Origin of the sequence: Alloalcanivorax marinus, from assembly GCF_016785095.1 — a bacterium.
In the GTDB taxonomy this organism is placed as follows: domain Bacteria; phylum Pseudomonadota; class Gammaproteobacteria; order Pseudomonadales; family Alcanivoracaceae; genus Alloalcanivorax; species Alloalcanivorax marinus_A.
Genome location: NZ_JAEKJB010000011.1, coordinates 21,215 through 38,445, shown reverse-complemented (window position 1 = coordinate 38,445; position 17,231 = coordinate 21,215). Strand labels below are relative to the sequence as shown.

Below are 17,231 nucleotides of genomic sequence, written 5' to 3'. Positions count from 1 at the left end.
TCAGTTCCGGTCTTGTTCCGGATCCGGGGCGGTCAGCTTGGACCAGGCGTTCTTGGTGGACTCCCAGGCGCCGCCGAAACGGGCCTTGGCCGCTTCCCAGTTATCCCCGGAAGAGGCTTCCAGTTGCTGGTAGCGGGTCTGCAGCGTCTCGCGCTGTTCCTTGAGTTCGCTGAGCGCTTCCTGCTTCTTCAGGCGGGCATCCTGGGACATATCCTGCCAGTTCTCATCAATCCGCTCGCTGGCCTGATCAATGTCCTCGTCCAGGGCGTCCATGGCGTGGCGCAGGGCGGCCAGGGCCTGATCTTTCTGATCGGCGGAAAACTGCTTGATGGTTTCCCAGGTATCGCGCATTTGCGTCTGGATATTCTCCTGGTCCGGCTGCTTGATATTGGGTACGCCGTCGGTGGCGTCCTGGGCCCAGCTATTGGCGGTGGTGGCCAGCATCAGCGCGGTGGCCAGAAGATAGGAAGGTCGCATCGGTTCTCTCCGAGAATGTGACACTAAGACTCCTCTATTATGGCTTTGCCCTTCTTACATGGGTGCAAAACACTGAAAAACAAGGGGTTGTGGTCAAGATCGCCGAAAATGGTCCGGCGCCATGCCGTACCAGCGCTTGAAAGCCTTGCCGAAATTACTGGCATCGGAGAAGCCCAGCCGCCGGGCGACTTCCGCCACCGGCAGCTTCTCCTGACGCAGCCAGACGGCGGCCTGTTCGGCGCGCTGCTCCTCGATCAGCTTGCGGTAACCACTGCCCGCTTCCGAGAGGCGCCGGCGCAGGGAACGCTCGCTCAGATTCACCGCCCGCGCCAGTTCCGCCAGGGAGGGCGGCGCGTCCGGGCGCACCCGCAGCAACCCGCGCAGGGTCTGAATCAACGGCGGCGCCCGGTCCAGTTCCGCCAGCGCTTGCTCCGCCAGGGTCTCGTGCTGGCGGCACAGAGCGGCATCGCCCAGCGGCAGCGGGTCGCGCAACCCCTCGGCACGATGCCAGATAACATCCCGTTCCCGCCCGAAACGCACCACCTCGCCGAACGCCGCCCGCCAGGGGCCCGGGTCCCCCGGCGCCGAACGGCACAGATCCACCCCGGTGATACGGACCCCCGGCGCCAACCGCCGCAAATGTCGCACGTGGGCGGCGACGAAGGCATCCAGGGCGCAGGGGTGCACCGGCGCACCGGGCCGGGCCTGGATCGCCAGGCCCACGGCGCCGGGCCGGTGCACCCGGGTCACCGTGACGCTGGTGGAGATCAGTGCCTGGAAACGCACCACCAGGTCCAGCACCCGGTCCAGGGTGGGGGCGGTCTGCACCAGCAGGCCGAGGATGCGCAGATGCATGGGCTGGGCCCGGGCGCCCACCCGCAGGCCCACGGCGGGATCGCCGCTAAGGCGCTCGGCGGCGGCCCACAGCAGGCTCATGGCGGCCACCGGCACGCGGCCACCCGGGTCCGCCGCCAGGGCCTCGCCTTCCAGCCCCGCCTCGCGAAGCAGCGCCGGCGCGTCCACGCCGGCGGCGGCCAGGGTGTCCAGCAACGCCAGCGGCCAGGCCGCCACGGTGGTGGCGGTGGTCATCGGCCACCTGCCACTGGCCGTTTGCGACCTTCGGCCCCGAGCGGCGTCGAGCTAGCCTGAAAGTCGATTTCCCAACAAGGATAACAATCCATGCGATACCTTTTTCTTCTGCTGACGGCGACGCTGGCCGCCTGCGGCGGTGACCACCCCCAGCCCGCCGAGACTCCGGCGCCGGATGCCCTGCGGGCGCACAATCAGGTGTTCGAACAGGGCGTGGTGAAAGTCACCGACGGGGTCTACGTGGCGATCGGCTATGGTCTGGCCAATTCCATTATGCTGGAAGGCGACGATGGCATCATCATCGTCGACACCATGGAGACCGTGGACGAGGGCAAGCGGGTACTGGCCGCCTTCCGCGAGATTACCGATAAACCGATCAAGGCGCTGATCTACACCCACAACCACGCCGACCATGTGTTCGGCGCGCGCGCCTTCGCCGCCGCCGGCGAGGTACCGGTGTACGCCCATGAAACCACCGGCTATTACATCAACCGGGTGGTCAATCAAATCCGGCCGATCATCACCACCCGCTCCATGCGCATGTTCGGTCACCATCTGCCGGACGGCGAGCGCATCAACGACGGCATCGGCCCCTTCCTGGGCGTCAACGAGGACAGCACCCTGTTCGCCCTGCCGCCGGACCACACCGTGGGCGAACGCCGGGAAGTGACCATCGCCGGTTTGCGTCTGGTGCTGGTGCACGCGCCAGGGGAAACCAACGACCAGCTGTTCGTGTGGCTGCCGGACAAGAAAGTGGTGCTGTCCGGCGACAACATCTACCAGGCGTTCCCCAATCTCTACACCATTCGCGGCACCCCTTACCGGGATGTACGCCGTTGGGCCGACAGCCTGGACAAGATCCGCGCTCTGGGCGCCGAATACCTGGTGCCCAGCCACACCCGTCCGCTCACCGGCGCCGACACCATTCGCGATACGCTCACCGCCTACCGGGATGCGATCCAGTTCGTGCACGATCAGACCCTGCGCTACATGAACCAGGGCCTGACCCCGGACCAGATCGTGGAACGCGTGCATCTGCCGCCCCATCTGGCGAAGCACCCGTGGCTGCAGCCGTTCTATGGCAACGTGGCCTGGTCGGTGCGCTCGGTGTTCGATGGCTATCTGGGCTGGTTCGACGGCAACCCGAGCACCTTGCAACCTCTGGCGGAAGGCGAACGGGCCCGCCATATGGCGGAACTGGCCGGTGGTGAGGACGCGCTGCTGGACCGTGCCCGCGACGCGCTCCAGGGCGGCCAGGCCCAGTGGGCGCTGGCACTCACCGATCACCTGCGGGTGCTGCGCCCGGACGATCAGGACGTCGCCGACCTGCGCGCCGGGGCGCTGCGCCGCCTGGCGGAAACCGAATCCAACCCCAACGCGCGCAATTACTACTTCACCGCCGCCCGGGAAGCCGCCGAGGGCCTGCATCCCGGCTTTCGCACGGAAAGCCCGGACGGCTTTCTCGCCACCCTGCCGATCGATAACTTCCTGAATGCCATGCCCGCCTTCCTGAAGGCCGAGGAAACCCTGGACGCGCACGAGAAGCTGGGCTTCGAATTCGCCGACTCCGGCCGCTCGTTCACCCTGGAAATCCGCCATGGCGTGGCGGTGGTCCATGAAGGCCTGGACGAGGACACCGTGGCGGTGCTGGAAACCCGCGAGCCGGTATGGAAGGCGATCGCCGCCGGCAAACGGGGCGCGGTGGCGGCCCTGGCCGGCGACGACCTGGATATCCGCGGCGGCAAGGTGGCGGCGCTGCGCATCCTCGGCTACTTCGAGAAGGTGGACTGACCCGGCCACTTGCCCGGCGACCGGCAATCAGGGCATGCTCCCGCATTACGGCGCGGTTGCGACCGCGCCGCTTTTTTCCATGGAACCAACGGGACTTCCCATGCCGCGCCTGCCCGGGCAATCGCCCTTCGTGATCTCCGCGCTGGCGGCCCTGACGCTGTCACTGGCCGCCTGCGACAATAGCAACGACGCCACCTCCGCCAAACCGGAACGGCCCGCGGCCACCGATCAGGCGGAGCAACCGGCCACCGGCGCCCCGGACGGCGGGTCCGACGGAAATCACGATACTAACGCGGGCCAGGACGATGCGGACCAGAGCAACGGTAGCCCGGTCCCGGAAAAGCTGACCCACCATACCGAAACCCTGGAGCGGCGCCCGGACGGCTGCGAGGGCGACCAGTGCCCGGTGTTCGATGCGCGGCTTGAGCTCTATGACGGCCAGCCGGCGCTCAATCAGGCGATCCGCGAACGTCTGGCGTCGCAGTTGGTGGTCAACAGCGAGGACCCGGCCACGCCGGACAGCCTGGAGGCCGCCGCCGAGCAGTTCCTGGCAACCGCCGCCGGCACCGCCGGCGAGGGCGGTCAGGGCTGGGAGTTATCCGGCAACACCAAACAAATAGGCCGCTGGCGGACCCTGGTGACCGTGGCGATCAACAGCTATGAGTTCACCGGTGGCGCCCACGGCATGCCCATCACCCAATGGCTGAACTGGGATCTGGCCAGCAATGGCCCGGTCTCCCTGGGCAATCTGATCGAGGCCGGCCAGGAAGACGCCTTCTGGGAAGCGGCCCGCCGGGCCCACGGCCAGTGGCTCGAGCAGGAAGCGCCCACCGATGACGGCACCTTCCAGGAAGACTGGCCGTTCCAGCAAACCGACGCTTTCCGCCTCACCCGGGCAGGCGTGGTCCTGCATTACGACGTCTACAGCATCGCGCCCTATTCCATGGGGCAGCCGGAATTCACCCTCCCCTGGGAGGATCTGGAAGGAGTGATCCGGGCCCGCTACCGCCCCCTCTAGCGCTAGCCGGGCGCCGACGACGCCCGGCACAATTCCAGCCAGCGCTCCACCCCGGGGCTGCGGTATTTATCGCGGTGCAGCACGAAGTAGAACTCCCGGCTGAAGTCCCGGTGCGGCACCGCCAGCGGCACCAGGGAACCGCGCCGGAACGCTTCACGCAGAGACACCCGGGACAGGCAACTGATGCCCAGGCCGGTTTCCACCGCCCGCTTGATCGCTTCGGTGTGCTCCAGCTCCAACAACAGATTCAGATCCGGCAGGATGCCGTGCATGCCGCGCTCGAAGGTCTGGCGGGTCCCGGAGCCGGGCTCGCGCACGATCCAGGTAGCCGCCTTCAGGTCGTGGTCATCAAGGCGCCCCCGAGCCGCCAGCGGGTGGTCCGGCGAGCAGAACACCACCAGGTCGTCACCGCGCCAGGGCAGTAATTCCAGATCGCGGTGATTGATTTCACCCTCGATCAGACCCAGATCAAGATCGAAGCCCAGCACTCGGTCGACAATGGTGCTGGTGTTCGCCACCTCCAGTTGCACCCGGGCGCCGGGCTGTTCCGCCATATAGCGGGCCATGATGCTCACCGCCAGATAGTTGCCGATGGTCAGGGTGGCCCCCACCTTGAGCTGCCCGAGTTCCTGATGGGCCAACAGGCCGGCTTCCAGTTCCCGGGCCTGTCCAATCAGGGCCTCCGCCCGGGGCCAGAGCTGACGTCCCAGTTCATTCAGGCGCAACCGCTTGCCGGCGCGCTCGAACAGTTTCACCTCGAACTGGGATTCCAGCTCCTTGAGCGCCCCCGACGCGGCGGATTGGGACATGTTCAATTGGGCCGCCGCCCGGCTCACATTCTCGTAATGGGCGGTGGCGAGGAAGACTTCCAGTTGGCGCAGGGTGTAGCGCATGGCGATCACCGTTCATATGAATGAGAACCATTGACATTTAGATATCGATGCTGTCAATATGAAATATCGGAATTACCCATTTTACCGATATCCATGAAGTGGTTACATTCTCGCCAACTGGAGATTTCGGAATAAAAGCGTATTAGCTTATGTCAAATTTGAATACTGAAACCGTCACCAGCGTGCACCATTGGAATGACACGCTGTTCAGCTTCACCACCAGCCGTGACCCGGGTTTCCGGTTCAAGAACGGCCACTTCACCATGATCGGCCTGGAGCAGGACGGCGGTCGCCCGTTGCTGCGCGCCTACTCCATCGCCAGCGCCAACTATGAGGAAGAGCTGGAGTTCTTCAGCATCAAGGTGCCGGACGGCCCGCTCACCTCCCAGCTGCAGAAGATCCAGCCCGGCGACAAGATCTACGTGAGCCGCAAGCCCACCGGCACCCTGGTGGCAGATCATCTTCTGCCCGGCAAGCGCCTGTGGCTGCTGTCCACCGGCACCGGCCTGGCGCCGTTCATGAGCATCATCAAGGACCCGGAGATCTACGAGAAATTCGATCAGGTGATCCTCACCCACGGGGTGCGCTATACCTCGGAGCTGGCCTACAAGGACATCATCGAGCAGGAGCTGCCGAACAACGAATTCTTCGGCGAGATCATCCGCGACCAGTTGCTGTATTACCCCACGGTGACCCGCGAGCCCTACCGCAACAAGGGCCGGCTCACCGACCTGATGACGTCCGGCAAGATCTATGAGGATCTTAACCTGCCGAAACCGAATCTGGACGAGGACCGCTTCATGCTGTGCGGCAGCCCGGCCATGCTCAAGGACCTCACCGCCATTCTCGACGACTGGGGCTTCCAGGAGTCCCGAGGCGGCAAGATGCACGAATACGTGATCGAGCGCGCTTTCGTCGAAAAGTAAGCCTTGCGCTGTTTTCTCCAGTTTGTTGTTGCTACGTTTGTTGTTGCTACTTCGTTGCCGTCACTCCAAAGCCCCGCTCCGGCGGGGCTTTTTTATGGTTTGTTTATGAATTCCGTGGCGGTCTTCCATGACAACCGCCATGGGGACCGGTATGTTTCCGCGATTCAGCCGCCAAGGAGATTCACGCCATGTCCTCCCTGCTTTCCAGCCTAACGGCCATCCTGCCCCTGGTGATCCCCGCGCTGGTGGGCATCGTGCTGGGCATCGTCTTCCACAAACGGGCGCCCAAGGCCGCGATGCTGGTGATCATCGCCTGCATTCTGATGCTGCTGCAGTCGGTGTTCATCGTCTTCACCATGACCGTGCTGATGGATCTGGCCGGCAGCGGCTCCTTCAGCTGGGACATGTACGGCCTTCTGGTGTCCTCGGTGCACTTCGTGCTGGGCGTCTCGGTGACCGGCCTGATGCTGGCGGCGGCGTTCGTGGAGCGTCCGGCGGCGCCGGTGCCAACCACCACGGCGCACGCCGCCGCCACCAACACCGCCCTGCGCCCGCACCGGGGCACCGCCGTGCTGGTCATGGGGTTGCTGGGGATGCTGGTGTTCGCGCCGATCGGCACCGTGGCCTGGATCCTGGCGGCACGGGATCTGGGCGCAATGAACCGGGGCGAGATGGACCCCGAGGGCCGTGGCCAGACCACCGCCGGGCTGGTGCTGGGCATCATCGCCACGGTGCTGATGGTGCTGGCGCTGATCGGCGCCGGGTTCTTCGTGTATTCACTGAGCCAGATGAGCTGGTCCCCGCACTGACGCCGCCATGAAGCCGCAAACCATCGCCGTGGTCGGCGCCGGCACCGCCGGCCTGGCCAGCGCCTGTCTCCTGGCCCGCCAAGGCCACCGCGTCACCCTGATCGAGCAGGCCCCGGCGCCCGCGCCGGTGGGCGCCGGCCTGCTGTTGCAGCCGTCGGGCCTGGCCGTGCTCACGGAAATGGGCCTGGCGGGTCCGATCCGCGAACGTGGCGCGCCGATCCACGGCCTGTTCGGTGACACCCCGGAAGGCCGCACCGTGATGCGGGTCCACTACCAAAGCCTGGCCCCCGGCATGGAGGGCCTCGGCGTGCACCGGGCCAGCCTCTGCCACACCCTGGACGAGGCGCTTCAGGCGCAACCCCACGAGCGGCTCACCGGCACCCGGGTGCTCGCCGTGGCCCCCGTCGACGACCGCGCCTGGCTGGACCTGGACCGGCAAGGGCACCATGAGCGCCGCCCCTTCGACGCGGTGCTGGTGGCCAACGGCAGCCACAGCCGGCTGCGCCCGCCGGCCTGGGTGCGCTATGACCGCCGCTACCCCTGGGGCGCGATCTGGGCCATGCGGCCGATGGTGGCGGAACTGGACCATGACCGGCTCAGCCAGCGCTACCAGGGCGCCCACACCATGGCCGGGCTGCTGCCCACCGGGCGCTCGCCGGCGGCACCGGACCAGGATCTGGTGAGCTTCTTCTGGAGCCTGCCGGTCACGGAACTGACACGCTGGCGGGCCGGCGAGGTGGATTTCAATGCCTGGCGGGAACAGGCGTTGCGAATCTGGCCCCGGCTGGCGCCGGTGCTGGAAGGGTTGAGCGCGCCCTCGGACCTGCTGGTGGCTACCTATCGGGATGTGATCATGCGCCGCTGGGGCGCCGGGCGGCTGGGCTTTCTGGGCGATGCCGCCCACGCCATGAGCCCGCAACTGGGCCAGGGCGCCAACATGGCGCTGCTGGACGCCCGTGAGCTGGCGGCGGCGGTGGCGGCCAGCAGTGACTGGCCCGGGGTCTGGGCCCGCTATCACCGCGCCCGGCGGGGCGGGATCCGCTTTTACCAGCGCATGAGCCGCTGGCTGACACCGGCGTTCCAGTCCCATGGCCGCCTGGTGCCGGCCCTGCGCGACACGCTGTTCCCGGCCATGGACCGGGTGCCCTGGCTGCGCCGGGAAATGGCGCGCACCACGGCGGGTCTGAAAACCGGTTTTATCCGGTAGGCGCGGCCAGGCGCTCCGCGATCACGGGCCAGGACGCTAGCGTTCCCAGCTGCTCTCCGGCAGCCGCTGCAGGTGAATATGACTGATCAGCCGCAGGGTGGGCCGGATCAGGAACTGGAAACTGCCAACGATGAACAGCCAGGCCGCGGGCTTCTCCAGGCTCGGATAAAGAAAGAAAACACTGCCCAATAAAAACCAGATGGCGATCAGGAAGTCGTTGACGATACTGAGCGTCTCATAGCGCCGCCGGATGATCAGTTCCTCGCGCCCCAGGTGCAGGGTCAGCGGGTCATCGACACGGGGTCGCGTCATCGTCCTTCCTCCCTAGTTCGGTGTTTTCGGCCCTCGCAGGGTCACCGGCTGTTCATTGGCGTTGGTGGCCGCCGGCTTCTCATCAAGATTGCGCACCATGCCGCAGGCGACGCATTCCATCCAGATGGTGTCGCCCTCGCTGCAGCGCTGAATACGGTCGACGGCGCCGCAGGACGGGCAGGCGGCGCCGGCGATGAACTGACGTTTCATGGTGCGGCTCAGCCTTCGATGCCGCTGTGACGCAGCAACGGCTCGACGCTGGGTTCGCGGCCACGGAACGCCACGAACAACTCCATGGGCTCCTGGCTGCCGCCCCGGGCCAGGATCTTCTCGCGGAAATCCCGGCCGGTATCAGCGTTGAAGGGCCCTTCTTCCTCGAACCGGGAGTAGGCGTCGCAGGACAGCACCTCCGCCCATTTGTAGCTGTAATAGCCCGCCGCGTAGCCACCGGCGAAGATGTGCGCGAAGCCGTTCTGGAAGCGGTTGAACGCCGGCGGCTTGACCACCGACACCTCCTCGCGCACTTCATCGAGCACCTTCTGAATGCTCATCCCCTCCCGGTACTCGGCGTGCAGCCGCATGTCGAACAGGGAGAATTCCAGTTGCCGCATCATGCCCATGGCGCTCTGGAAATTTTTCGCCGCCAGCATCTTGTCGAGCATGTCCTTGGGCAGCGGTTCGCCGGTCTCGTAGTGACCGGAGATCAGCGCCAGGCCCTCCTCGGTCCAGCACCAGTTTTCCAGGAACTGGCTGGGCAGCTCCACCGCGTCCCAGGCCACGCCGTTGATACCGGAGATGCCCGGCACGTCCTGTTCGGTGAGCATGTGGTGCAGGCCGTGGCCGAACTCGTGGAACAGGGTCACCACCTCATCATGGGTGAGCAGGCCGGGCTTGCCGCCGGCCGGCGGCGCGAAGTTGCAGGTCAGGTAGGCCACCGGGGTCTGCAGGGCGCCGTCCAGCCGGCGCCGGCGGATGCGCGCGTCGTCCATCCAGGCGCCGCCGCGCTTGCCGGTGCGCGCGTACATATCCAGGTAGAAGGCGGCGCGCACGGTGCCGTCATCGTCCACCAGTTCGTAGAAGCGCACGTCCGGGTGCCAGGTGTCCACGTCGTCCCGGGAGCGGAAGCGAATGCCGAACAGCTTGCCGACCACCTGGAACATGCCGTCGATCACGGTTTCCGCCGGGAACCAGGGCCGCAACGCCTCCTCGGAGAGGTCGTAGCGGGCCTCGCGGAGCCGCTCGCTCCAAAAGCCCAGATCCCAGGGTTGCAGATCGTCGGCGCCCTGCTCAGCGGCGAACGCCTTCAGCTCCGCCAGTTCCTTTTCCGCCTGGGGCTTGGAGCGGCGCGCCAGGTCGTGCAGGAAGCCCATCACCTCGTCCACGTCCCGGGCCATCTTGGTGGCCAGGGATTCCTCGGCGTAGTTGGCGAAACCGAGCAGGTTGGCCTGCTCATGACGCAGCTTGAGGATCTCATCCATGATGGCGGCGTTGTCGTACTCACCGGCCTGGGGGCCCTGGTCGGAGGCTCGCGTGGTGAAGGCCCGGTACATTTCCTCGCGCAGGGCGCGGTTGCGGGCGTGGCTCATCACCGCCAGGAACACCGGCACGTCCAGGGTCAGCAGCCAGCCTTGCTCCAGGCCCTCGGCGCGGGCGCGGTCGGCGGCGCCGGCCAGGGCAGTTTCCGGCACGCCGTCCAGCTCGCTTTCATCGGTGATGTGCTTCTTCCACGCCTGGGTGGCGTCCAACAGGTTGTTCTCATAGCGGGTGGTGAGCTCGGAGAGGCGCTTGGCGTTCTCCATGTACTGCTTTTTCTGCCCACCGGACAACGCCACGCCGGACAGCCGGAAATCACGCAGGGTGTTGTCGATGTCCTTTTGCCGGGCGGGGTCGAGGCGCTGGAATTCCTCGCTTTCGCGCAGCGCCTGGTAGGCGGCGAACAGTTCCGCGTTCTGGCCCACCTCGGTGCCGTACTCGCTGAGCAGCGGCAGGCAGGCGTTGTAGGCTTCGCGCAGGGCCTCGTTCTGGGCCACGGCATTGAGGTGCCCCACCGGCCCGAACGCCTTGCTCAGCCGATCATCCTCCTCGGCCAGGGTCTGCTCCAGGGCGCGGTAGCTGAAGTCGCCCTTGGCCAGCACCTGGCGGATGCGTTCGCGACCGGCCTCCACCAGGGTTTCCACCGCCGGCTTGACGTGCTCGGGGCGAATCTCGGAAAACGGCGGCAGATCCGGATAATCGATCAACGGATTGTGGCTCATGGGACCTCTCGGTATAAACGGGTAAACGCAACTTCAGGAGTATCGAAATGGGGATTCGCCCCTTCGAAGACAAGGCACCGGACCTCGGCGAGCGGGTCTACGTGGACCCGGCCGCCACCGTGATCGGTGACGTGACACTGGGCGACGACTGCTCACTGTGGCCGGGAGCCGTGGTGCGCGGCGACATGCACCGCATCCGCGTGGGCGCGCGCACCAGCATCCAGGATAACGCGGTGCTGCACATCACACACGCTTCCGAGTTCAATCCGGGTGGCTTCCCGCTGGAGATCGGCGCCGACGTGACCATCGGCCATCAGGCCATGCTGCACGGCTGCACCGTGGGCGACCGGGTGATGATCGGCATGCAGACCATGATCATGGACGGCGCCGTGGTGGAGAGCGACGTGATGCTGGCCGCCGGCAGCCTGGTGAGCCCGGGCAAGCGGCTGCAATCCGGCTGGCTGTATCGGGGCCGCCCGGCTCGGCCGGTGCGCGAGCTCACCGAGCAGGAAGTGCGCTTTCTGCCCTATGTGGCCGGCAACTACGTGAAGCTCAAGGACCAGTATCTGAACCCCTGACGTCGGTGGCCGCTGTAGGAGCGGCTTCAGCCGCGATCGGGCCGTGCCGCTGCCCAGGCGCAGCTTTCGCGGCTGAAGCCGCTCCTACAGCGAGTGGCGTGAATCCGGTGGGCCAGTGAATCAGATCGCCCACATGAAGGACATGTTGCCGAAGCTCAACGGGTCGTTACTGTCGCGGATCGGCGAGGTGGAGGTCTGCAGCGTCAGGGTGAAGCTGAACCCGCTGTTGCGCAGGCCAAACCCGGTGATCAGGGTGCCGGTGAAATCCCGGGTCTCGATGTCGTAGCGGTCGGCGTGTTCCTCGATGTAGGAGTAGGCGTTGTACTGGCCGGCGGCGCCCAGGAACACTTCCCAGCCGAAGCCCGGGTTGTCGAACAGGCCGACCAGGGAGCCGGCGGTGCCGATGCCGGCGTAATCGGGAATGAAATTGCCCGGCAGATTGCGGCCAAAGCGGATAAAACCGCCGGCCTGGGCATTGCCGTCGAAGTTGTTGGCGTCGATGCCCCAGGCGGTGCCGAGCTCTGTCTGGTAGCCATTGTCGCCGGTGTTGCGCAGCAGCCGGTGGGCATGCAGGAACCAGGCGCCGCCGACGGCGTCCGGGCCGAGCTGGTTGTCCCAGCCCTGGGGCTCGTTGGAGCCGGTGATGCGGTGCACCACCCTCTGGCTGTTCTCGGCCCCCGAATCCGGCCCCACCACGCCACCGCGCAGCCCGTAGCCAAACAGATTCTTGCGGTCCCAACTGAACAGCCCGACTTCCAGGTTGGCGTAGCCTACATAGGGCAGATCATTGTAATCGGGGGTTTTGCGCTCGATGTCCGACGGCGTGATCATGATTTGCTGCAGGCTCACGGTGAGCGCGTGGCGCTCGTCGGCGGCGGACACGCCGGGCAGCGGGTCCAGGGTGCGAGCCACGCCACAGGTGAAACCGCCGTTCTTTTCGCAATCGGCCTGGCCATCGCCGACCCAGCTCAGGCGCACGCCATTGGTGTAGTTCTTGTCCTGCCCCAGAAACAGGTCGTTATCCCAGGAAAAACCGAAGGTATTGGCCAGGCCCAGGGACGGCGCCAGACAGCCGGCCAGAACCAGGGCACGAAACACTGAACGCATGGCGTCCCTCCACGAGCAACAAACGGGCAAGCAATCGCCGCCGGCGCGGCGCAAGGCGGAAGGGCAAGGCAGGACGGACAGGCCGCCGGCCAATCCCAAAAAATCGGGCGCTCAGCGGCGCCCGTGTGCGCATTTCACCGCGAAGCCCGCGGCGCCGCCAGCGCGCGGACGGCAAAAGTTGTAAAAAACCGGCTTTCAGCCACGGCGCAGCGACGCCAGCACCGGCGCCGTGTCCGGTCGCCAGCCGCGCCACACCAGGAACGCCTCGGCGGCCTGTTCCACCAGCATGCCCAGGCCATCGCGCACCGCCGCCGCGCCGGCGGCCCCGGCCCACTCCATGAACGGGGTGGGGCGGGCGCCGTAGACCATGTCGTAGGCCACGGTGGCGTCGCCCACCAGGCCATCCGGCAGGGCCGGCATGTCACCGTGCAGACCGGCGGAGATGGCGTTGATGATAACGTCGAAACGGTTTTCCAGGGCATCCAGGGCGCTGGCATGCAGGGCCACGCCCTGGCCGGCGAACCGTTCCACCAGGGTTTCCGCCCGGGCCAGGGTGCGGTTGGCGATCACCAGTTCCGCCGGGGCCTGGGCCAGCAGCGGGCCAAGCACACCGCGCACCGCGCCGCCGGCGCCCAGCACCAGCAGGCGCTTGCCGCCCAGGGCCCAGCCCTGGTTGGCGCGCAGGTCCGCCACCAGGCCGGCGCCGTCGGTGTTGTCGCCGTGCAGCACGCCGTCCCGGCGCCACAGGGTGTTCACCGCGCCGGCCTGGCGGGCCCGCCCGGTGAGCTCGCCGCACAGATCATGGGCTTGTTCCTTGAACGGCACGGTGACGTTGGCGCCGAGACCGCCACCGTCGAAGAAGGCCGCCAACGCCGCCGGGAAACCATGCACCGGCGCCTCGATGCGTTCGTAGACCAGATCCTCGCCACGCTGGGCGGCGAAGGCATGGTGGATGTCCGGCGAGCGCGAGTGGCTCACCGGGTTGCCGAACACAGCGTAGCGGTCGCTCATAGCCACTCCCGGTGGATCAGGAATTTCTCATACAGCTCGGCTTCCGGGGTGCCCGCCTCCGGTCGCCAGTCGTAATCCCAGCGCACCAGGGGCGGCAGGGACATAAGGATGGATTCGGTGCGCCCGCCGGACTGCAAGCCAAACAGGGTGCCCCGGTCATAAACCAGGTTGAATTCCACGTAGCGACCGCGCCGGTAGAGCTGGAAATCCCGCTCGCGCTGGCCGAAGGGCGTGGCCTTGCGGCGCGCCACGATGGGCCGGTAGGCGCGGATGTAAGCATCGCCGATGCCGCGCGTCAGCGCGAAGCTGTCCTCGAAACCGAGGCGGTTGAAGTCGTCGAAGAACAGGCCACCGACACCGCGCGGCTCGTCGCGGTGCTTGATGAAGAAGTAATCATCGCACCAGGCCTTGAACTCCGGATAGATCTCCTCGCCGAACGGCTGGCAAGCGTCCCGGGCCACCCGGTGCCAGGCCACCGCGTCCTCTTCGTAGCCGTAGAAGGGCGTCAGGTCGAAGCCGCCGCCGAACCACCATACCGGCGCCTCGCCTTCCTTCTCGGCGATAAAGAAACGCACATTGGCGTGACTGGTGGGCACATAAGGGTTGCGCGGGTGGATCACCAGGGACACGCCCATGGCCTGGAACGATCGGCCCGCCAGTTCCGGCCGGTGGGCGGAGGCGGACGGCGGCAGGCGCTCGCCGAACACATGGGAAAAGTTCACGCCGGCCTTTTCGAACACGGCACCGTCGGCCAGCACCCGGCTGCGGCCGCCGCCGCCCTCGGCCCGGTCCCAGGCGTCCTCGATGAAGCGGCCCTCACCGTCTTCCGCCTCCAGTTCCGCCACGATGCGGTCCTGCAGATCCAGCAGCCAGGCCTTCACGGCATCCGGCGAAACGTCTTGCATGTTGCTTGCTCCTTAACGCAGCACGCGGCCGCTTTCCAGGTCGATGATGGTGGAGGGGCGGGCCAGCGGGTGGCACTGGCCGGTGACCACGAAATCCACGTCCGCGCCCAGGTTGCGCGCCGCCAGAAAACGGTTGCGGGCCGCCGGGCGCCCGGCGCGGTTGGCGCTGGTGGACACCAGCGGCGTGCCCAATCCCCGGGCCAGGGCACGAGCCACCGGGTGGGGCCCCACGCGCACCGCCACCTTGTGGTGGGTGCCGCGAATCCAGGCCGGCACCCGCTCGGTGGCGGGCAGCAAGTAAGTCACCGGCGCCGGCCACACCGACGCCAGCTCGCGGTGCTGGGCCGGGGTCAGCGTCACCAGCCCGTCCAGTTGGTCGAGATCCGCGGCCAGCAGGATCAGGCCCTTGGCCACCGGCCGGTCCTTGATCGCCAACAGCCGCGTCACGGCGGCCTCGTCAAAGGGATCACAGCCCAGGCCGTATACGGTCTCGGTGGGATAGGCGATGACGCCGCCGGCGCGCAGGATGCGGATGGCCGTATCGAGATGCTGATTCATGCGGCGAGAGGATACCCGCTGCAACCGGTGCGCCGCCAGTTCAGCGGTGGATCACGTAGCCACCCCGGGCGCGCTTCACGTGGCCTTCCAGCTCCAGCTCGGCAAGGCGGTCGGCCAGCTCCGCCATGCCCAGGCCGCTGCGCCGGCACAACGCGTCCAGGTCGTTGACGCCGCTGGTGAAATGCCGGAGCAGCGCCGGCCGATCCGTGTTCAGGGCGGGGCTGTCATCGATCACGCGGCGGAAGTCGCCGAACGCTTGCAGCACATCCTCCACGCTTTCCAGCCAGTTGGCGCCATCGCGCAGCAGCCGGTGACAGCCCTTGCTGAACGGGTTGTGCAAGGAGCCGGGCACGGCGAACACCTCCCGGCCCTGCTCGGCGGCGGTGCGGGCGGTGATCAGCGAGCCGCTGCGCGGCGCCGCCTCCACCACGATGGTGGCCAGGCTGAGCCCGCTGATCACCCGGTTGCGCATGGGGAAGTGGCGGGCCAGGGGACCGTCGCCGGGGGCGAATTCCGTGATCACCGCGCCGCCTCCCTCGACAATGGCCTCGGCCAGAGCCCCGTGACGGGCGGGATAAATGCGGTCCGGCCCGCAGCCAAGCACCGCCAGGGTACGACCCGGGGCCGCCAGCGCGCCCCGGTGGGCGGCGCCGTCCACGCCCAGGGCCAGACCGCTGGTGATGGTGAAGCCGGCACCGGCCAGGGCGCGGGCGAAACGATGGGCGTTATCAAGCCCGTCCGCCGAGGCGTGACGGGCGCCAACCATGGCCAGTTGCGGCGCGCTCAGGACGGCGGGGTCACCGCGCACCGCCAGCACCCCGGGGGCGTCGTCCAGATCGGCCAGCAGCGGCGGGTAATCGGTGTCGCCCAGGGCCAGCCAGCGCCAGCCGTGGGCGGCCAGGCTGTCGCGCACCGGCATCAGGACACGGGGATTGCGGAGCAGGCGCGCCTGCCCAGCGGCGCTCAGGCGCGGCACGAAGCGGAGCAGATCATCCCGGTCCGGGTTGAGTTCACGCAGCGCCCGGCCAAGCCGGGCGGAGTCGGGGGAAAAGGCGGCGCTCAGGGCCAGCCGGCGGAGTTGTCCATCCATCGCGCACCTCCTTGTGCGCCGGTTGAAGCGATGTCAGTCGCGGTATCAGTAACTGCCCTCCGGGCTCTCCACGATGTCCTTCATGTAGATCGGGCGGAGGGATTCCATGATCAGGCCGTAGCTGACTTTTTCGTAGACCCGGAACAGCACCATGCTGCCGGAACGGGTGCGCGGCAGGCGCACCATTTCGTCACGCTGACGGTCGCGCACCAGTTCGCCCTGCTGGAAGATATCCAGCACATGGCCGGCCTCCATGCCTTCGCGCTCGCCCAGGTTGATCACCACCACGTCGTTGCGGGCGACGCTGTTGATGCGGTCGAAGAAGCGGATGATGTGGCCGGTGGTCTTCTCGTCCGGCGCGTGGGGGTAGAGCACCGCGCGCACCCGGCGGTCCGGTTGCGGGAACAGCCGGTCATCAACGCGGATGTCCTCGGAGGAGCGCACCACCTCCATGGTCACCATGTCGTCCTCGTGGCCGGTGATGCTGGCCAGGCCGATCTGGCGAGCCTCGTAGCCCAGCACCTCGTCGGTTTCCGGGTCCACGTATTCCTCGCCCACCCGGTAGATGCCGTAGCGGGGCGGGGCGTTCTCGAACTGGTTCTCCGGGTCGCGGGCGTAGACGGTGTCGCCCATGCCGTAAACCACCCGGCGATCCTGGCCGCCCACCACATAGGGGGCGGAGGTGATCTCCTCGCGGGTCACCACCAGCGCTTCCTTGAGGTAGCTCTGAATGGCGCTCATGGGAATGGCGGGGATGGCGCTGTCGCGGTCCAGTTCCCGGGCGCGCGGGCTCAGCTTGATGGTGCCATCGGGCAGCTTGGCGCGGCTGTTGCCGTCCCGGCGCAAGGCCAGGCGCGGCTCGCCATCCTGCCAGAGCAGGCGGATTTCATCGCCGGGGTAGATCAAATGCGGGTTGTCGATCTCCGGGTTGTCGTGCCAGAGTTCCGGCCACTGCCAGGGGTTCTCGAGGAAGCGAGCGCTGATATCCCAGAGGGTATCGCCCTTCTTGACGTAGTAGACGTCGGGATGACCGTCACGAAGCTGAATGCTGTCGGCCGCGGCCAGCGACGCCAGCAGCAGTGCCCCCAGGCACAGGATTCGCTGCAGCGATTTCATCATCAGCGGATTCCTTTTATGATTATCGGCATCCGCGACAAGGCGGACGCACCCCCGGATCGAACACAGTCGTCACCGGATATTAGCAA

18 protein-coding genes are annotated in these 17,231 nt (G+C 66.9%); 6 read left to right on the top strand and 12 right to left on the bottom strand.

The window, feature by feature from the left end; translation table 11 throughout:
• Together JF515_RS15795 and JF515_RS15790 are read right to left on the bottom strand one after the other, a co-directional pair.
• Positions 1-477 (bottom strand): hypothetical protein, encoded by a 477-nt coding sequence (locus JF515_RS15795; RefSeq protein WP_203105430.1) that lies wholly within the window; start codon positions 475-477, stop codon positions 1-3.
• A gap of 93 nt (positions 478-570) precedes the next feature.
• Positions 571-1,566 carry an AraC family transcriptional regulator gene (locus tag JF515_RS15790; protein ID WP_203105429.1) on the bottom strand — a complete coding sequence of 332 codons (996 nt, stop codon included), beginning with the start codon at positions 1,564-1,566 and terminating at the stop codon, positions 571-573.
• Between the two features lie 90 nt (positions 1,567-1,656).
• On the opposite strand from JF515_RS15790, the gene JF515_RS15785 reads away from it, so the two are divergent.
• A complete protein-coding gene (locus JF515_RS15785; RefSeq protein WP_203105428.1) occupies positions 1,657-3,357 on the top strand; it encodes an alkyl sulfatase dimerization domain-containing protein in 1,701 nt (566 codons plus the stop codon).
• A gap of 100 nt (positions 3,358-3,457) precedes the next feature.
• Positions 3,458-4,375, top strand: coding sequence for a DUF3298 and DUF4163 domain-containing protein (locus tag JF515_RS15780; protein WP_203105427.1), 918 nt, complete (start codon positions 3,458-3,460; stop codon positions 4,373-4,375).
• A gap of 2 nt (positions 4,376-4,377) precedes the next feature.
• Here JF515_RS15780 and JF515_RS15775 read toward each other — a convergent pair whose 3' ends face one another.
• The gene (locus JF515_RS15775) at positions 4,378-5,268 is read right to left on the bottom strand and encodes a LysR family transcriptional regulator (protein WP_203105426.1); all 891 of its coding nucleotides are present in this window, start codon (positions 5,266-5,268) and stop codon (positions 4,378-4,380) included.
• Between the two features lie 149 nt (positions 5,269-5,417).
• Between JF515_RS15775 and JF515_RS15770 the strand changes: the two genes are divergently transcribed.
• The 3 genes from JF515_RS15770 (at position 5,418) to JF515_RS15760 (ending at position 8,210) form a co-directional block, all read left to right on the top strand.
• Positions 5,418-6,194: a ferredoxin--NADP reductase gene (locus tag JF515_RS15770; RefSeq protein ID WP_203105425.1), complete on the top strand. Its 777-nt coding sequence runs from the start codon at positions 5,418-5,420 to the stop codon at positions 6,192-6,194.
• Between the two features lie 188 nt (positions 6,195-6,382).
• Entirely contained in the window at positions 6,383-7,003 is a 621-nt protein-coding gene (locus JF515_RS15765) for a hypothetical protein (protein ID WP_203105424.1), read from the top strand.
• Between the two features lie 7 nt (positions 7,004-7,010).
• The gene (locus JF515_RS15760) at positions 7,011-8,210 is read left to right on the top strand and encodes an FAD-dependent oxidoreductase (protein WP_203105423.1); all 1,200 of its coding nucleotides are present in this window, start codon (positions 7,011-7,013) and stop codon (positions 8,208-8,210) included.
• 36 nt (positions 8,211-8,246) lie between these two features.
• On the opposite strand, the gene JF515_RS15755 is transcribed toward JF515_RS15760, so the two are convergent.
• The 3 genes from JF515_RS15755 to prlC are packed head-to-tail and all read right to left on the bottom strand — an operon-like array spanning position 8,247 to position 10,777.
• Positions 8,247-8,522 carry a YrhK family protein gene (locus tag JF515_RS15755; RefSeq protein WP_203105422.1) on the bottom strand — a complete coding sequence of 92 codons (276 nt, stop codon included), beginning with the start codon at positions 8,520-8,522 and terminating at the stop codon, positions 8,247-8,249.
• Positions 8,523-8,534: 12 nt separating this feature from the next.
• Positions 8,535-8,732 carry a YheV family putative metal-binding protein gene (locus JF515_RS15750; RefSeq protein ID WP_203105421.1) on the bottom strand — a complete coding sequence of 66 codons (198 nt, stop codon included), beginning with the start codon at positions 8,730-8,732 and terminating at the stop codon, positions 8,535-8,537.
• 8 nt (positions 8,733-8,740) lie between these two features.
• Positions 8,741-10,777 carry an oligopeptidase A gene (prlC, locus tag JF515_RS15745; protein WP_203105420.1) on the bottom strand — a complete coding sequence of 679 codons (2,037 nt, stop codon included), beginning with the start codon at positions 10,775-10,777 and terminating at the stop codon, positions 8,741-8,743.
• A gap of 47 nt (positions 10,778-10,824) precedes the next feature.
• Between prlC and JF515_RS15740 the strand changes: the two genes are divergently transcribed.
• Positions 10,825-11,355, top strand: coding sequence for a gamma carbonic anhydrase family protein (locus JF515_RS15740; protein WP_203105419.1), 531 nt, complete (start codon positions 10,825-10,827; stop codon positions 11,353-11,355).
• 120 nt (positions 11,356-11,475) lie between these two features.
• Here the strand turns inward: JF515_RS15740 and JF515_RS15735 are convergent, their stop codons facing one another.
• The 6 genes from JF515_RS15735 to JF515_RS15710 form a co-directional block, all read right to left on the bottom strand.
• Complete coding sequence (locus tag JF515_RS15735; protein WP_203105418.1) at positions 11,476-12,462, bottom strand: lipid A deacylase LpxR family protein; 987 nt, start codon at positions 12,460-12,462, stop codon at positions 11,476-11,478.
• A gap of 195 nt (positions 12,463-12,657) precedes the next feature.
• Positions 12,658-13,473 (bottom strand): shikimate dehydrogenase, encoded by an 816-nt coding sequence (gene aroE, locus JF515_RS15730; protein WP_203105417.1) that lies wholly within the window; start codon positions 13,471-13,473, stop codon positions 12,658-12,660.
• Positions 13,470-14,378: an oxygen-dependent coproporphyrinogen oxidase gene (gene hemF / locus JF515_RS15725; protein WP_203105416.1), complete on the bottom strand. Its 909-nt coding sequence runs from the start codon at positions 14,376-14,378 to the stop codon at positions 13,470-13,472. Before hemF ends, aroE begins: the two co-directional genes overlap by 4 nt.
• Positions 14,379-14,390: 12 nt before the next feature.
• On the bottom strand, positions 14,391-14,936 hold the full coding sequence (locus JF515_RS15720; protein WP_203105415.1) for an L-threonylcarbamoyladenylate synthase: 546 nt from the start codon (positions 14,934-14,936) through the stop codon (positions 14,391-14,393).
• Between the two features lie 40 nt (positions 14,937-14,976).
• Positions 14,977-16,026, bottom strand: a complete 1,050-nt coding sequence (dprA, locus tag JF515_RS15715; RefSeq protein ID WP_203105414.1) for a DNA-processing protein DprA — start codon at positions 16,024-16,026, stop codon at positions 14,977-14,979.
• Between the two features lie 45 nt (positions 16,027-16,071).
• The gene (locus JF515_RS15710; RefSeq protein ID WP_203105413.1) at positions 16,072-17,145 is read right to left on the bottom strand and encodes a LysM peptidoglycan-binding domain-containing protein; all 1,074 of its coding nucleotides are present in this window, start codon (positions 17,143-17,145) and stop codon (positions 16,072-16,074) included.
• Between the last annotated feature and the right edge of the window lie 86 nt (positions 17,146-17,231).

Excerpts from the sequence above, each read along its gene's own strand:
- JF515_RS15780 (WP_203105427.1), top strand. The coding sequence starts at position 3,458 with ATGCCGCGCCTGCCCGGGCAATCGCCCTTCGTGATCTCCGCGCTGGCG.
- JF515_RS15795 (WP_203105430.1), bottom strand. The coding sequence starts at position 477 with ATGCGACCTTCCTATCTTCTGGCCACCGCGCTGATGCTGGCCACCACC.
- JF515_RS15720 (WP_203105415.1), bottom strand. The coding sequence starts at position 14,936 with ATGAATCAGCATCTCGATACGGCCATCCGCATCCTGCGCGCCGGCGGC.
- aroE (WP_203105417.1), bottom strand. The coding sequence starts at position 13,473 with ATGAGCGACCGCTACGCTGTGTTCGGCAACCCGGTGAGCCACTCGCGC.
- JF515_RS15765 (WP_203105424.1), top strand. The coding sequence starts at position 6,383 with ATGTCCTCCCTGCTTTCCAGCCTAACGGCCATCCTGCCCCTGGTGATC.
- JF515_RS15755 (WP_203105422.1), bottom strand. The coding sequence starts at position 8,522 with ATGACGCGACCCCGTGTCGATGACCCGCTGACCCTGCACCTGGGGCGC.
- JF515_RS15785 (WP_203105428.1), top strand. The coding sequence starts at position 1,657 with ATGCGATACCTTTTTCTTCTGCTGACGGCGACGCTGGCCGCCTGCGGC.
- hemF (WP_203105416.1), bottom strand. The coding sequence starts at position 14,378 with ATGCAAGACGTTTCGCCGGATGCCGTGAAGGCCTGGCTGCTGGATCTG.
- JF515_RS15750 (WP_203105421.1), bottom strand. The coding sequence starts at position 8,732 with ATGAAACGTCAGTTCATCGCCGGCGCCGCCTGCCCGTCCTGCGGCGCC.
- prlC (WP_203105420.1), bottom strand. The coding sequence starts at position 10,777 with ATGAGCCACAATCCGTTGATCGATTATCCGGATCTGCCGCCGTTTTCC.
- JF515_RS15740 (WP_203105419.1), top strand. The coding sequence starts at position 10,825 with ATGGGGATTCGCCCCTTCGAAGACAAGGCACCGGACCTCGGCGAGCGG.
- JF515_RS15735 (WP_203105418.1), bottom strand. The coding sequence starts at position 12,462 with ATGCGTTCAGTGTTTCGTGCCCTGGTTCTGGCCGGCTGTCTGGCGCCG.
- dprA (WP_203105414.1), bottom strand. The coding sequence starts at position 16,026 with ATGGATGGACAACTCCGCCGGCTGGCCCTGAGCGCCGCCTTTTCCCCC.
- JF515_RS15710 (WP_203105413.1), bottom strand. The coding sequence starts at position 17,145 with ATGATGAAATCGCTGCAGCGAATCCTGTGCCTGGGGGCACTGCTGCTG.
- JF515_RS15775 (WP_203105426.1), bottom strand. The coding sequence starts at position 5,268 with ATGCGCTACACCCTGCGCCAACTGGAAGTCTTCCTCGCCACCGCCCAT.
- JF515_RS15760 (WP_203105423.1), top strand. The coding sequence starts at position 7,011 with ATGAAGCCGCAAACCATCGCCGTGGTCGGCGCCGGCACCGCCGGCCTG.
- JF515_RS15790 (WP_203105429.1), bottom strand. The coding sequence starts at position 1,566 with ATGACCACCGCCACCACCGTGGCGGCCTGGCCGCTGGCGTTGCTGGAC.
- JF515_RS15770 (WP_203105425.1), top strand. The coding sequence starts at position 5,418 with ATGTCAAATTTGAATACTGAAACCGTCACCAGCGTGCACCATTGGAAT.